This is a genomic window from Mesorhizobium sp. M0195 (assembly GCF_040322115.1).
GTDB lineage: Bacteria > Pseudomonadota > Alphaproteobacteria > Rhizobiales > Rhizobiaceae > Mesorhizobium.
Genome location: NZ_JAMYSV010000008.1, coordinates 92,151 through 105,288, shown reverse-complemented (window position 1 = coordinate 105,288; position 13,138 = coordinate 92,151). Strand labels below are relative to the sequence as shown.

At 63.4% G+C, this 13,138-nt stretch carries 14 protein-coding genes; 7 read left to right on the top strand and 7 right to left on the bottom strand.

Translation table 11 applies throughout. From position 1 onward, the window contains the following. Nucleotides 1-243: 243 nt before the first annotated feature. The gene (locus NKJ12_RS17775; protein WP_352704179.1) at nt 244-741 is read left to right on the top strand and encodes a methyltransferase family protein; all 498 of its coding nucleotides are present in this window, start codon (nt 244-246) and stop codon (nt 739-741) included. Between the two features lie 256 nt (nt 742-997). Here the strand turns inward: NKJ12_RS17775 and NKJ12_RS17770 are convergent, their stop codons facing one another. Together NKJ12_RS17770 and trxB are read right to left on the bottom strand one after the other, a co-directional pair. After that, on the bottom strand, nt 998-1,894 hold the full coding sequence (locus NKJ12_RS17770) for a LysR family transcriptional regulator (RefSeq protein WP_023719100.1): 897 nt from the start codon (nt 1,892-1,894) through the stop codon (nt 998-1,000). A 97-nt stretch (nt 1,895-1,991) separates the two neighbouring features. Then, on the bottom strand, nt 1,992-2,966 hold the full coding sequence (gene trxB / locus NKJ12_RS17765) for a thioredoxin-disulfide reductase (RefSeq protein ID WP_254819256.1): 975 nt from the start codon (nt 2,964-2,966) through the stop codon (nt 1,992-1,994). A 255-nt stretch (nt 2,967-3,221) separates the two neighbouring features. Here trxB and NKJ12_RS17760 point away from each other — a divergent pair, with 255 nt between their 5' ends. Continuing rightward, entirely contained in the window at nt 3,222-3,698 is a 477-nt protein-coding gene (locus NKJ12_RS17760) for an Lrp/AsnC family transcriptional regulator (protein WP_023678347.1), read from the top strand. Nucleotides 3,699-3,962: 264 nt separating this feature from the next. Here the strand turns inward: NKJ12_RS17760 and NKJ12_RS17755 are convergent, their stop codons facing one another. From NKJ12_RS17755 to NKJ12_RS17745, 3 genes are all read right to left on the bottom strand, one after another. Next, a complete protein-coding gene (locus NKJ12_RS17755) occupies nt 3,963-4,538 on the bottom strand; it encodes a D-sedoheptulose-7-phosphate isomerase (protein WP_352704177.1) in 576 nt (191 codons plus the stop codon). Nucleotides 4,539-4,545: 7 nt separating this feature from the next. Next, nucleotides 4,546-6,024: a D-glycero-beta-D-manno-heptose-7-phosphate kinase gene (gene rfaE1 / locus NKJ12_RS17750; RefSeq protein ID WP_352704175.1), complete on the bottom strand. Its 1,479-nt coding sequence runs from the start codon at nt 6,022-6,024 to the stop codon at nt 4,546-4,548. Between the two features lie 139 nt (nt 6,025-6,163). After that, nucleotides 6,164-6,796, bottom strand: a complete 633-nt coding sequence (locus NKJ12_RS17745; protein WP_352704173.1) for a LysE family translocator — start codon at nt 6,794-6,796, stop codon at nt 6,164-6,166. Nucleotides 6,797-6,964: 168 nt separating this feature from the next. Here NKJ12_RS17745 and rfaD point away from each other — a divergent pair, with 168 nt between their 5' ends. From rfaD to waaC, 3 genes are read left to right on the top strand one after another with little or no spacing between them, the layout of a single operon-like run. Further along, entirely contained in the window at nt 6,965-7,915 is a 951-nt protein-coding gene (gene rfaD / locus NKJ12_RS17740; RefSeq protein WP_254819252.1) for an ADP-glyceromanno-heptose 6-epimerase, read from the top strand. After that, nucleotides 7,888-8,895, top strand: a complete 1,008-nt coding sequence (waaF, locus tag NKJ12_RS17735) for a lipopolysaccharide heptosyltransferase II (protein WP_352704171.1) — start codon at nt 7,888-7,890, stop codon at nt 8,893-8,895. The genes rfaD and waaF overlap by 28 nt, the downstream gene beginning before the upstream one ends. Next, complete coding sequence (gene waaC, locus NKJ12_RS17730; protein ID WP_352704170.1) at nt 8,892-9,866, top strand: lipopolysaccharide heptosyltransferase I; 975 nt, start codon at nt 8,892-8,894, stop codon at nt 9,864-9,866. The genes waaF and waaC overlap by 4 nt, the downstream gene beginning before the upstream one ends. A gap of 138 nt (nt 9,867-10,004) precedes the next feature. On the opposite strand, the gene greA is transcribed toward waaC, so the two are convergent. Together greA and NKJ12_RS17720 are read right to left on the bottom strand one after the other, a co-directional pair. Beyond that, nucleotides 10,005-10,478, bottom strand: a complete 474-nt coding sequence (gene greA / locus NKJ12_RS17725; protein ID WP_023719113.1) for a transcription elongation factor GreA — start codon at nt 10,476-10,478, stop codon at nt 10,005-10,007. A 316-nt stretch (nt 10,479-10,794) separates the two neighbouring features. Next, nucleotides 10,795-11,337, bottom strand: a complete 543-nt coding sequence (locus NKJ12_RS17720; RefSeq protein WP_352704168.1) for a tetratricopeptide repeat protein — start codon at nt 11,335-11,337, stop codon at nt 10,795-10,797. 236 nt (nt 11,338-11,573) lie between these two features. Between NKJ12_RS17720 and NKJ12_RS17715 the strand changes: the two genes are divergently transcribed. Then, complete coding sequence (locus NKJ12_RS17715; RefSeq protein ID WP_254819248.1) at nt 11,574-11,999, top strand: DUF3775 domain-containing protein; 426 nt, start codon at nt 11,574-11,576, stop codon at nt 11,997-11,999. Nucleotides 12,000-12,075: 76 nt separating this feature from the next. Then, a complete protein-coding gene (locus tag NKJ12_RS17710) occupies nt 12,076-13,041 on the top strand; it encodes an extensin family protein (RefSeq protein ID WP_352704166.1) in 966 nt (321 codons plus the stop codon). Nucleotides 13,042-13,138: the final 97 nt, after the last annotated feature.

Genomic DNA, 13,138 nt, shown 5'->3' with positions numbered 1-13,138 from the left:
AAAATCGATCCGCGGCCGCGAATCAGCAGCGATTCCTGCTCGGAAAGTTGAAAAACGCAGGATGACGTGGAATCGTGCAGCACGCGTTTGTTTTTTCGGCAGCCAGACCTTGCTGGTGCATGCCGCCCAAAAAGCCCGCCATCGAGCTTGACCTGAGGGTGTAGTGGTTTGAGTTACATGCCGGACAAGACCTGAAGCGCTTTGCAGGAGACCGTTCAAGGCCGCGCCCGTAAGGAGAGCTATATGCGAGCCACTTCGGCGATCGCCGGCAGCGTCATCTTCCTTGCGGCAGCGCCCGGCGTGGTCGCCGGACTGCTGCCTTGGCTGCTGACCGATCGCTATCGCCTGCCCTGGTCGAGACTGCTCGGTTTCGTTCCTGTGGGCTGGCTGCTGATTGTGGCCGGCACAATCGTGCTGCTGCACGCCTTTGCCCGTTTTGCTCTGGAGGGCCTGGGTACGCCAGCCCCGGTCGCGCCGACCGAGAGGCTGGTCGTCGGCGGCATCTATCGCCATGTCCGCAACCCGATGTACGTCGCCGTGCTGTCGATCGTCCTCGGCCAGGCACTGCTGTTTTCGAGCGGGACGGTCGCCGCCTATCTAGTCATCGCCGCGGCCGCCATGATCTCCTTCGTAAAACTATATGAGGAACCGACGCTTGCCCGCCGCTACGGCGCCGAATACGAAGCCTACCGCCGGGCCGTACCAGGCTGGCTGCCCCGGCTGACGCCTTGGCGCGGCTAATTTCTGGACGCCGACAATTGGCGAAACCGGTGAGACAGCTCCTTTCTCCCCGTCACCATACGGGGAGAAGTGCCCGGCAGGGCGATGGGGGGGCATCAGGACTGCCCATCGAAGGGCAAGTGCGACGAAGGCTGGCGCTGCCCCTTCTCTGGCTGCCGCCATCTTCTCCACGTATAGTGACGGGAAGAAGGACGAATTCGCCGAAGCCTTCGCCATCGCCCGACGTTGCTCAGAAGTCGACGAGCGGCACTGGTAACTAAAACGACCAGCTGCGCGCCTTGGCGATGATGAAATCGCGGAAGACATGCAGCTTCGCCTGGTTCTTCATCGCGTCGGGATAGGCGAAATAGGTATCGAAGGACGGCACTTCGGTTTCGGGCAACAACTGCACCAGCCCGGAATCCTTGCTGACCACATAATCCGGCAGCATGGCGATGCCGGCGCCGCCCTGCACCGCTCGCTTGATCGACAGGATGTCGTTGATCTGCAGCGTCGGCACCCTTTGCCCACCTTCGAAATCGCCGACCGTCTCCAGCCAGTTCAGTTCCGACAGATGCGCCGGCACCGGCACGCCGAAGGTGACGATGCGATGGGCCTTCAGCTCGGCGATCGAATTCGGCTTGCCGTATTTGTTCACATAGGAGGGCGCCGCGTAGAGATGGAAATGCACGGTGAACAGGCGGCGCTGGATGAGGTCCGGCTGCTGCGGCTGGCGCAGCCTGATGGCGCAGTCGGCCTGGCGCATGGTGAGATCGAGCTCCTCATTGGCCAGGATGAGCTGCAGGCTGACCTCGGGATAGAGCTCGATGAATTCCTGCACGCGCTCGGTCAGCCAGCCGGCGCCGAGGCCGACCGTGGTCGTCACCCTGAGCACGCCGGAGGGCCGGTCCTTGGTTTCGGTCAATCGTGATTTGATGGTTTCGAGCTTCATCAGCACGTCGTGTGCCGTGCGGAACAGCATCTCGCCCTGCTCGGTCAGCACCAGGCCGCGGGCATGGCGATTGAACAGCGGCACGCCGACGTCATGCTCGAGCGCGCTGACCTGCCGCGAGATCGCCGATTGCGACAAATGCAGTGTTTCCGCGGCATGGGTGAACGACCCCGCTTCCGCCGCGGCGTGAAACACGCGTAGCTTGTCCCAATCCAACGCCATGATTTCCCCTCGTCCTGTTTTCTGGCGTCCGCCTGTTTTGGCGTCTGAATGAAAAATCAGGCTTTTGCGCGGCTTGTCTCAGCCGCTTGTTCAACAATCACTCCGCCGCTTCGCGGTGAACCTCGATCCCCGCCAAATATTTTTCCGCCTCGAGCGCGGCCATGCAGCCGAGACCGGCCGCCGTCACCGCCTGGCGGTAGATGTCGTCGGTCACATCGCCGGCGGCGAACACACCCGGCATATCGGTGCGGGTCGAATCCGGCGCCGTCCACAGATAGCCGTTCGGCTTCTGCTTCAGCTTGCCGGCAAACAGCTCGACCGCCGGCGCGTGGCCGATCGCCACGAACACGCCGTCGACCACCAGATGCATCTCCTGCCCGGTCACCACGTTGCGCAGCTTCAGCCCTTCGACCGACGGCGGCAGCGGCGCCTTGCCGGGCCTGCCGGTGATCTCGTCGACCACCGTGTCCCAGATGATGCGGACATTGTCTTTCTGCAGCAGCCGCTCGCGCAGGATGCGCTCGGCGCGGAAATCGCTGCGCCTGTGGATAACGGTGACGCTCTTGGCCAGGTTGGAGAGATAGAGCGCTTCCTCCACAGCCGAATTGCCGCCGCCGATCACCGCGACATCCTTGCCGCGATAGAAGAAGCCGTCGCAGGTGGCGCAGGCGGAGACGCCAAAACCCATGAAGGTCTGTTCGCTCGGAATGCCCAGCCATTTCGCCTGCGCGCCGGTGGCGATGATCAGCGCGTCGGCGGTATAGATCGTGCCGGAATCGCCCTTGGCGCGGAACGGCCGCACGTTCAGATCGACCTCGGTGATGATGTCGTTGACGATGTCGGTGCCGACATGCTCGGCCTGCCTGAGCATTTCGCTCATCAGCCATGGACCCTGGATCGGTTCGGCGAAGCCCGGATAGTTTTCGACGTCGGTGGTGATCATCAGTTGCCCGCCCTGCTGCAGGCCGGCGACCAGCATTGGCTTGAGCATGGCGCGGGCGGCATAGATTGCCGCCGTATAGCCGGCGGGGCCGGAGCCGATGATGAGAACAGGCGCGTGCTTGGTGATCATGAAAAGCCTCTGCGGGGAGCAGCCATGGATTGTGGCATGAACTCTCGTCGATTGTTGCGCGTAATGTAAGTGTTGCCTGCGACGCCAGCAAGGCAAGTTGCCGTTCGTCCCCGGAAAGCTTCGGCGCGGGCGACGGCGACAAGCAACCCGCAGCAAGATGATGCGAAAATCCTCGATCCAGCGGATGGAATAGACAGCAAAGTCGTTTAACTACAAAGTCGCGAAAGATTCTTTCGCGTCACCACGGAAGCCGCCATGCCGATCAAGGCCGATCTCGATGCCATCGACTGGAAGATCCTGCGCGAGCTTCAGCAGGACGGACGCATGACCAATGTCGAACTGTCGAGCCGCGTCGGCATTTCGGCGCCGCCGTGCCTGCGCCGCGTCCGGCGGCTGGAAGAGGCCGGCATCATCCGCGGCTACCGTGCCCTGCTCAACGCTCCGGCACTCGGCCTCGACGTCGTCGCCTTCTGCCTGATCGGCCTGCATCACCAGGCCGACGCCGAGCTCAAGACCTTCGCCGAGCGCACCCGCGGCTGGCCGATCGTGCGCGATGCCTGGATGGTGTCGGGCGAATCCGATTTCCTGCTGCATTGCGTGGCGAGCGATCTCGGCACCTTCCAGACCTTCGTCATCGAGGAACTGGCCTCGGCCCCCAATGTCGATACGGTGAGAACCGCGCTGACCATCCGCCGGGTCAAGGACGAAGGGCTGGTGGCGTTTTCGGCTTGAGGCAAAGCGCCGGAGAACCAAAACCCGGAAACCAAAAACCCGCCTCGGCGGGCGGATCGTCGGTGGGAATCATCACCGTAGTTGAATTAGTAGCATAGCTGCCGGCACAAAGCAAGAACAAAATGTGGCTATGCGTCAAATAATAATCGCTACAGACTGGCGCTGCCCTCACCCTTACCCTCCCCGTGAAGGACGGGGAGAGGGGTCGCCAGCGTTGCGGCTACCTCTCCCCGTTGACAGACGGCCTTTACCGGCCTGGCGCAATCACCCTGCGTCGCAGAGGCGCGTTTCGACCATTTCGCAGAGATGGTGGTAAAGGCACAAGTGCCCCTGCTGGATGATCGGCGTCGAGGTCGAGGGTACGTTGAGCAGGATGTCGGAGAGCTGCTTCAGCTTGCCGCCGGTGTCGCCGGTCAGGCTGACCACCGTCATGCCCATCATGCGCGCTTGCTGGGCGGCGGCGAGGATGCTTGGCGAATTACCGCTGGTCGAGATGGCGATCAGCACGGCGCCTGCCGAACCATGCGCCTCGACCTGGCGCGCAAACACCGTGTCGAAGCCGTAATCATTGCCCCAGGCCGTCAGCACCGCCGCGTTGGCCGGCAGCGCGATGACGTTGTAGGCCTTGCGCTCCCTGAGGAAGCGGCCGACCAGCTCGCCGGCGATGTGGATGGCGTCGCTGGCCGAGCCGCCATTGCCGGCTATCAGCAGCGCCTTGCCCTGCGAAAGCGCGGCGACGACGGCGCTGACCGCCCGCTCCATCTCACGGGTCAGGTCGCGCTCGACCATCGCCGAAATCGCGGCCGCCGAGCGAACCAGGTAATCGTTCAGTTCGGACATGAAACCCTCAGTTCCCGGCGCGCAATCTGCCGATGGTGCCGGTCGTGCTCTTGCCGGCGACGAGATCGACCAGCACGACGCGCCCGCCGGCCTTCCGCACGACATCGGCGCCAACCACCTGATCGACCGTATAGTCGGCGCCCTTGACCAGTATATCGGGGCTCAGCGCCTCGATCAGTGAAAGCGGCGTATCCTCCTCGAAGATGACGACGGCGTCGACCGAGGCAAGTGCTGCAAGCACGCAGGCCCGGTCATGCTGGTCGTTGACCGGGCGTCCCGGCCCTTTCAGCCGGCGCACCGAGGCATCGCTGTTGAGGCCGAGCACCAGCCGGTCGCACTGGCTGCGCGCCGCATGCAACAGGCTGACATGGCCGGCATGCAGGATATCGAAACAGCCATTGGTGAAGCCGACGCTCAAGCCCTCGTCCTTCCAGGCAGCCACCAGCCGCGCCGCGGCCGCGGCATCGAGGATCGCATCCTTGTGGGCGACCGGACCATGCGAGCGAAACAGCGCACCGGTGAGTTCCTCGATCGTCAGCCGCGCGGTGCCGCGCTTGCCGACGACGACGCCGCCGGCGGCGTTGGCGATCGATCCGGCCATCACACGATCAGCCCCTGCTGCAAGAGCCAGCGCGAAGGTCGCGATTACCGTGTCGCCGGCGCCCGAAACGTCGAACACTTCGCGCGCCTGCGTGGCGATATGGCGGGCGTCGTCCGCACCGACGACGCTCATGCCCTTTTCGCTTCGCGTCGCGACGACGAAATCGAAACCGTGCGCCGAAATCAGCTGGCGCGCCGCCGCCTCGATCTCGTCATCGGCAAATACTGCGCGGCCGACCGCCTCGCCGAGTTCCTTGCGGTTGGGCGTGATTGCCGTCGCGCCGGCATAACGCGCATAATCCCTACCCTTCGGGTCGACCAGCACCGGCTTGCCCGCTTCCCGGCAGATCGAGATCAGCTCACCGGCGACGCCGTCGAGCAGCACGCCCTTGCCATAGTCGGACAGGATGACGATGTCGGCGCGCACCAGCGCTTCGCGAAAATGCCCGACCAATGTCGCGTGCTCGGCATCGCCCAGCGGCTTGATTTCCTCTTCGTCGAAACGCAGCACCTGCTGGTTGAGCGCGCTGAAGCGGCTTTTGGACGACGTCATGCGATCGGCATCCTGCGCCAGCCCGCCGGTGTCGACGCCAAATTCGCCGAGCATGCGCATGAGGTTCTTGCCGGCCTCGTCGGCGCCGATCACCGAGACCGGTATGACGGAAGCGCCAAGCGAAACGATATTGGCGACGACATTGCCGGCGCCGCCCATCGCCAGCGTTTCGCCGCGCCCGTGCAGCACGGGGATCGGCGCTTCCGGCGAAATGCGCTCGATCACGCCGTTGACGAAACGGTCCAGGATGAAATCGCCGACCACCAGCACGGTGGCGCTGCCGAAGCGCGAAATGGCGCGGTGAAGCGGTTCGGGAGAGGGCAGCTTGATCATGTCAACGCGTGGGAGAGCCGATTTTCGGTGACGGGGAATTCGATTGGCAGGGCCGGCCGTTCATGGCGATGCCGATATACCGCAATTTCAGCCGACGCAACGGCAGGCCTTCGACCGATCGCGGCGGCGAGGCAATGCGTCAGCTTTTCTGCAACGCGACATCCACGCCCAGTCCGACAAGCACCGCACCGCCGGCGCGCCGCATCAGGCGCTGCGCCCGGCTCGACTGCCGCAGCCTGGCGATCACTGCGCCGGCCAGCACCACGCAAACAATGTCGGCCGACGAGAACATCAAATTGACGATCGTTCCAAGCACGACGAACTGCAGCCACACCGGAAACGCTGCCGAGGCATCGATGAATTGCGGCAGGAACGCCATGAAGAAAATCGCCGTCTTGGGGTTGAGCACCTCGACGGCAACGCTCTCGAAAAAGGCGCGGCGGGCGGATTTCGGCTGAATTCCCGGCAAGACAACGTCGCTTTGCGCCTTGGCGCGAAACAGCGAAACACCGAGCCAGATCAGATACAGCGCACCGACCAGCTTGACCGCCATGTAAAGCACCGGCACGGCATGGAACAGCACCGACAGGCCGACAGCGGCGGCGAAGACATGAACGTAGCCGCCAAGATGGATGCCGAGCGCCGCCATCAGGCCCGACCAGCGGCCGCGCGCCATGGTTTGCGCAGCGGCATAGAGCATGGCGGGGCCGGGGATATAGGCGAAGATCGCCGTGGTGGCGAAAAAGGCGACAAGCAGTTCGGTTGACGGCATTACCTTGCTCCTGTCGCCGGTTGGCCGGCAGGCCCACTGAAACGTGACGTTTGCGGCGGCACTGTGGCGCTCATCCAACCGCCCCGCCACCTGCTTTATCGACAGGCCTGCCGGCCTCCCCTATAAGGGCCGGAATCGGCAAGCAACGGCAAGTCAGGGCGTACTAATATGATCATCGTCACGGGCGGCGCCGGCATGATCGGTTCCAACATCGTCGCCGCGCTCAACGCCGACGGTTTCAGCGACATCCTCGTCGTCGACGACCTCACCGACGGCCACAAGATCGCCAATCTCGCCGACCTCGAGATCGCCGACTATCTCGACAAGGACGACTTTCTGGCGCGGATGGAGGCCGGTGACCTCGGCCGCATCGAGGCGGTTTTCCACCAGGGTGCCTGCTCGACCACCACCGAATGGAACGGCAAGTTCATGATGGAGGTCAACTACACCTATTCGAAGCACCTGCTGCACGCCTGCCTGGCCTTGCGCGTACCCTTCCTCTATGCCTCGTCCGCTTCGGTCTATGGCGGCGGCGCCGAGTTTCGCGAGGAGCCGGAATGCGAGCGGCCGCTGAACGTCTATGCCTATTCGAAAAAGCTGTTCGACGACTATGTCCGCCGCACCGTTTTCGATACCGACCATTCGCCGGTGGCGGGCCTGCGTTATTTCAACGTCTACGGTCCGCGCGAGGCGCATAAGGGCGCCATGGCCTCTGTCGCCTTCCATTTGTTCAACCAGGTCGAACGCGGCGAAAACCCCAAGCTGTTCGGCGCCTATGGCGGTTTCGGGCCCGGCGAGCAGAGCCGCGACTTCATCCATGTCGGCGATGTCGCCGACGTCAATCTGTGGCTGTGGAAACGCGGTTCCAGCGGCATCTTCAACTGCGGTACCGGCAAGGCCCAGCCGTTTCGCGCCATTGCCGAAACGGTGATCGATACGCTCGGCAAGGGCCAGATCGAATTCATCGAGTTTCCCGACCACCTCAAGGGCAGCTACCAGAGCTTTACGCAAGCTGATATGTCCCGCTTGCGCGCAGCCGGTTACAATGGCCAGTTCCGCACAGTGGAAACCGGCGTCAGAGACTATGTCGAATGGCTGAAAGCCCAACGATCCTCGTGATCGGCCCACGCTGGGTGGGCGACATGGTGATGGCGCAGTGCCTGTTCCAGGCGCTGAGGGAGCTTCATCCGAACGCCGCCATCGACGTGCTGGCGCCGGCGTGGGCAGCACCGCTGGTCAAGCGCATGCCCGAAATCCGCCAGCAGATCGACCTGCCGCTGCAATCCGGCGCGTTCGAATTCCGCGTCCGAAGGCGCTTCGGCAGCCTGCTGCGCGGCCGCTACGACATGGCCTTTGTCCTGCCGGGAAGCTGGAAGTCGGCGCTGATCCCGTTCTTTGCCGGCATTCCGCGCCGCGTCGGCCATCTCAAGGAAATGCGCTATGGGCTGCTGACCGAAATCGTGCCGTTGCCCGATCGCCTGAAACGGCGCACCGCGCAGGCCTATTTCAGCCTTGCCCGTGGTGGCGCCTTCCAGGCGCCGAAGCTCGCCGTCGATCAAGCCAGCCAGGCGGCACTGCTCAGCCGTTTCGGGCTGACGGCGGGGAAATTCGTGGCAGTCATGCCCGGCGCAGAATTCGGCCCGGCCAAGCGCTGGCCGAGCGAACACTATGCCGGCCTTGCCCGTGAGATGATGGCGAAAGGGTATGGCGTCGCGCTGTTTGGGTCGAAGAACGACGCTGAGGTGACGGCTGAAATCGCCGCGCTGGCTCCGGGCGCCGTCGATCTTGCCGGCCAGACGCGGCTCGAGGATGCCATCGACCTGATCGCGGCGGCGAGGCTGGCCGTCTCCAACGACAGCGGGCTGATGCATGTCGCCGCCGCCGTCGGCACGCCGGTCGTCGCCGTCTACGGCTCGACCTCGCCGCAGAACACGCCGCCGCTCGCCGAGCGCCGCGAACTGGTCTGGCTCGGCCTGTCCTGTTCGCCCTGCCACAAAAAAATCTGCCCGCTCGGTCATCTCAACTGCCTGAAGACGTTGGAGGTCGAACGCGTCGTGGCGGCGGCGGAGCGGCTGCTGGAAATGCCGGCCGCCGCATGAAGGTGCTGATCGTCAAGACGTCGTCGATGGGCGACGTCATCCACACCTTTCCGGCGGTCGAGGACGCGCACCGCGCCCGCCCAGATATTTCCTTCCACTGGTGCGTGGAAGAGGCCTTTGCCGGCATCGCGGCGCTGCATCCAGCCATCCAAACCATCCACAGCGTGGCGATCCGGCGCTGGCGCGGGAAGCTGCTCGAGCCCGGCACATGGCGGGAAGTGGTCGGCCTGCGCAGCGCCTTGCGCGCGTCCCGCTACAATCTCGTCCTCGATGCACAAGGCTTGCTGAAATCGGCGCTGGTGGCGCGGCTGGCGGCAGCACCGATCGCCGGCTTCGACCGCTCGAGCGCCCGCGAGCCTTCGGCGAGCCTGTTTTATGGCCATCGCTACGCCGTGCCGGTCGGCCTGCATGCCATCGAGCGCACGAGACGCCTGTTCGGGCTGGCGCTCGGCTACGAGCCGGATTTTGCCCGGCTTGAATCGGGCATCGTGCCGCCAGCCGGAAAATCGACTTTTGTCGGCGAAAAGACAGCCTTCCTGCTGCACGGCACCAGCCGCGAGGACAAGAAATGGCCGGTCGCGGACTGGGTCGAAATCGCCAGGCTTCTCGTGGCACGAGGGATGACCCCGGTCACCACCTGGTCGAACGACCGGGAACAGGCGGTTGCCGAAGCGATCGCCCGCGCCGTTTCGCAAACCGTGGTGGTTCCCAGGTCGCCGCTTGCCGAGATCGCCGCCGTCATCGGCGGCTCGACGCTGGTCATCGGCGCCGACACCGGCCTGACCCATCTCGCCAGCGCTGTCGGCGTGCCGACGGTGGCTGTATTCCTGGCGACGGAGCCCGGCCTGACCGGCCCGCGCGGGCCGTTCTCATCGACGCTACTGGCCGCGCCTGGCCGCAGCGTCACGCCGCCGGAGGTGATGGCGGAAGCAGAGAGATTGCTGGCGCTTAAATTACAAGGCTCTGCATAGGACCTTTTCAGAATTCGCTCTGGCGAGTCGAATAGCGTGGTTTTCGAGAACCGGAGCGGAGCGTACTTAAAGTACGTGAGCACCGGAAGCGCAGAAAACCGCGCTAGTCGGCCGCCAGAGTAGAATTATCAAAAGGTTCTAAATGAATTGCACCTGGACGATCTCATAACCCCTGGCGCCGCCCGGTGCGTTGACCTCGATGGCATCGCCCACTTCCTTGCCGATCAGGGCGCGCGCGATCGGCGAGGAGATCGAGATGCGGCCGGACTTCACGTCCGCTTCCTGGTCGCCGACGATCTGGTAGGTCTTTTTCTCCTCGGTATCCTCGTCGACCAGCACCACGGTGGCGCCGAACTTGACCTTGTCGCCGCTGAGCTTGGTGACGTCGATCACCTCGGCCCGCGCGATCAGGTCCTCGAGTTCGTTGACCCGGCCCTCATTGAGGCTCTGTGCCTCTTTTGCCGCGTGATATTCGGCATTTTCGGAGAGGTCGCCATGCGAGCGCGCTTCGGAAATCGCCTCGATGATACGCGGCCGCTCCTGTTGCTGGCGCCAGCGCAGTTCTTCCTTCAATGACGCGAACCCCTCGCCTGTCATCGGGACCTTGTTCATGATGCCTGACCTTTCCTGCCGCCGCCCCCGCAATCGGGAGCGACCTTGTCGATGGTACAAAAAGAAAACGGTCCGGCAGCCTCGCTAACGGAACCGTCTCACCACAATCTTTGCAAGATATAGCAATCTTCGCGGGTTTTTCACGTCCAAAAAGTCGGATTTTGAAAAATCATCCACCGATTGCGCGGCTGACCTAACGTCAAGGAGCGCATCACGTGTACCGTGATGCCAAATTCCAGTTCGGAGCAGCATGTGAGCACAGCAAAAAACCGGCTGCGATCGCCGCAGCCGGTATGAGCAGCGTCCGGAGGTCGGATCAGCTCCTCATGAAATGATCGATCTGCTCCGACAGCATGCCGTATTCGCGAGATCCCTTGCCCGTGCGCTTCTCGATTTCGCGGAGCTGTTCCTGGGCGCCGGCAAGATCGCCGATCTGCAGGTGCGCCTCGCCGAGATATTCGCGTACCAGCGTGTAGTTCGGGTCGATGCGCAGCGCTTCCTCATAATAGCCGAGGCCGACGGTGACGCGGCCGGAATGGCGGTGCGAATAGCCGAGATAGTTGAGGATGCGCGGGTCCTGCTTGTTGGCGGCGAGGCTGAGCACGGCGATCGCCTCGTCATAGCGTCCATCCATCGCCAGCGCGCGACCGGCATCATAGATGCTGTCGTCATCCAGCATACCTTGCTTCGGCGAGACACATTTCTTCTGCTTCTTGTCCCAGGCCTCCCCCTTCTTGCACTGGCTCTGGCCGCCGCCGCCACCACCACCTCCCCCGCCTTCACCAGCCGAAAACGCCGGAGCCGCAATCAGCGGCAGGGCGGCAATGGCCATGGCGTAAATCAGCAATCGTCTGCGCATTACACTCTCCTTTGAACCTGACAATGCAACACTAACGCCGGGCCAAAGCCGTTTCGTCCCGGAAAATGTCATCCTATCTCAAAACCGCGATCTCTCCCAGCAAGGGCATCTTATTCCGGGAAGAGAGGGCATCATAAATCATGGTTCACGATTAACGCCCACGCGCAAGAGAACGTGACGAGCGCTGCAAATCCGCTATCATCGGGCCGACCGAGCACGAAGCAGGGAGACGGCCGGTGCAGCAACGCGTTGAACGAGACTGGGAGCTTTCGATCGGTCCCGACACCGTGCGCCTGTTCATCCTGAAGGCGAAGGCGCTCAGCGCCGCCGTCAACGAAGACTATGCCGACGGTGCCGAGCACGAGGTAGAGCTTGACGGCAACGCGCACGACAACCACCATCATGACGGCCTTGCCGAGGAAAGCTCCGAAGATCTCACCGAGGAAGAACTGCGCGAGCTGATCGACGATCTCAATGTCGACGAAGCGGCCGAACTGATTGCGTTGGCCTGGGTCGGCCGCGGCGACTATGACGCGACGGAATGGACGGACGCGCTGACCGCCGCCCGCGAGCGCGCCAACAAACGCACGGCAAAATATCTGCTCGGCATGCCGCTGCTGGCGGACTGGCTCGAGGAGGGGCTGGAAGCGATCGGCGCGTAACAGCGCGGTTACCGATTGTGATCGCCAGCCCTCCTCGCCCAAGGCAACTTCCCTGCATTCTGGCCGTTGCGATCCAATGGCGGCGTTTGGCTTTTTCAGATTGGGCAGATTGCTGCTGGCCGTTGCGGCTACGCCGCTGGCGGGACCCGTTTCAGCCAAGGCGCCCGAGCTGCCGCCAACCGCACCGGTTCCGCAACTCAACCAGCAAGTCACTCCGCCAGCACCAACCGAGATCCCGGTCCCCGAACCACGCCCCGCTCCGGAGGCTGAGCGGCCCAAAAACGGTCAGCCTCAAAACGATCAGCCCCAAAATGGCCAGTCCAGGACCGAGCAGCCGAAACCGCCGGCGATCGCACCACAGCCGCCTGAAAAGCCGGCGCAGGCCGAGCCGCCGGCAAACTCATCGGTCGCGCCACGAAACCCGGCCGAGGCAGACAAAAAGACGGAGCAAGAAATCCTTCCCGATCCTCGATCGGTCGCCATTGCCGAGAAAGAAATGCCGGCCGAGGAATTGGCCTGCCGCAGGCGGCTGAAATCGATGGGCGTCGATTTCGTGGAGCGCAAGCCCGAGCGCGATGCGGCGGTCGGTTGCTCGATCCCCTACCCGATCGTGCTGAAGACGCTCGGCAAATCCATCGCCATCGGTCCGGAGCCCGAGCTGAATTGCCAGATGGCCGAGGCCGCCGCACGCTTTGCTGCTTCGGTCATCCAGCCTGCTGCAAAGGCGGAGTTTGGCGAGGACCTCAAATCGATTGGCCAGGCCTCCGCCTTCGTCTGCCGGTCGCGCAATGGTGGCGGCAAATTGTCGGAGCACGCCTTCGGCAATGCGCTCGATATCGCCAGCTTCAAGCTTTCGGACGGGAAGGAGATCGATGTCGGCCCGGCGCCGCCGGAAAAGGACGCGAAATTCCTGGACACAGTGCGCAAGGCAGCCTGCGGACCGTTCAAGACCGTGCTTGGCCCCGGCAGCGACGCCGATCATTCGCAGCATCTCCACTTCGACCTCGAACCGCGCCGCAATGGCGGCACGTTTTGCCAATAACGCCGGCCGCCGATAGCGGGCGCCGCAATTTTGCCGCAGGCGTGAACGGCGCCGCTGATTTTTCCTTTACTCTTCAGGTTTAGAGTCTGTGCCATCT

What these genes read in the sequence shown, in the direction of transcription:
- NKJ12_RS17775 (WP_352704179.1), top strand. Translation starts at nt 244, where the DNA reads ATGCGAGCCACTTCGGCGATCGCCGGCAGCGTCATCTTCCTTGCGGCA.
- NKJ12_RS17770 (WP_023719100.1), bottom strand. Translation starts at nt 1,894, where the DNA reads ATGGCGTTGGATTGGGACAAGCTACGCGTGTTTCACGCCGCGGCGGAA.
- trxB (WP_254819256.1), bottom strand. Translation starts at nt 2,966, where the DNA reads ATGATCACCAAGCACGCGCCTGTTCTCATCATCGGCTCCGGCCCCGCC.
- NKJ12_RS17760 (WP_023678347.1), top strand. Translation starts at nt 3,222, where the DNA reads ATGCCGATCAAGGCCGATCTCGATGCCATCGACTGGAAGATCCTGCGC.
- NKJ12_RS17755 (WP_352704177.1), bottom strand. Translation starts at nt 4,538, where the DNA reads ATGTCCGAACTGAACGATTACCTGGTTCGCTCGGCGGCCGCGATTTCG.
- rfaE1 (WP_352704175.1), bottom strand. Translation starts at nt 6,024, where the DNA reads ATGATCAAGCTGCCCTCTCCCGAACCGCTTCACCGCGCCATTTCGCGC.
- NKJ12_RS17745 (WP_352704173.1), bottom strand. Translation starts at nt 6,796, where the DNA reads ATGCCGTCAACCGAACTGCTTGTCGCCTTTTTCGCCACCACGGCGATC.
- rfaD (WP_254819252.1), top strand. Translation starts at nt 6,965, where the DNA reads ATGATCATCGTCACGGGCGGCGCCGGCATGATCGGTTCCAACATCGTC.
- waaF (WP_352704171.1), top strand. Translation starts at nt 7,888, where the DNA reads ATGGCTGAAAGCCCAACGATCCTCGTGATCGGCCCACGCTGGGTGGGC.
- waaC (WP_352704170.1), top strand. Translation starts at nt 8,892, where the DNA reads ATGAAGGTGCTGATCGTCAAGACGTCGTCGATGGGCGACGTCATCCAC.
- greA (WP_023719113.1), bottom strand. Translation starts at nt 10,478, where the DNA reads ATGAACAAGGTCCCGATGACAGGCGAGGGGTTCGCGTCATTGAAGGAA.
- NKJ12_RS17720 (WP_352704168.1), bottom strand. Translation starts at nt 11,337, where the DNA reads ATGCGCAGACGATTGCTGATTTACGCCATGGCCATTGCCGCCCTGCCG.
- NKJ12_RS17710 (WP_352704166.1), top strand. Translation starts at nt 12,076, where the DNA reads ATGGCGGCGTTTGGCTTTTTCAGATTGGGCAGATTGCTGCTGGCCGTT.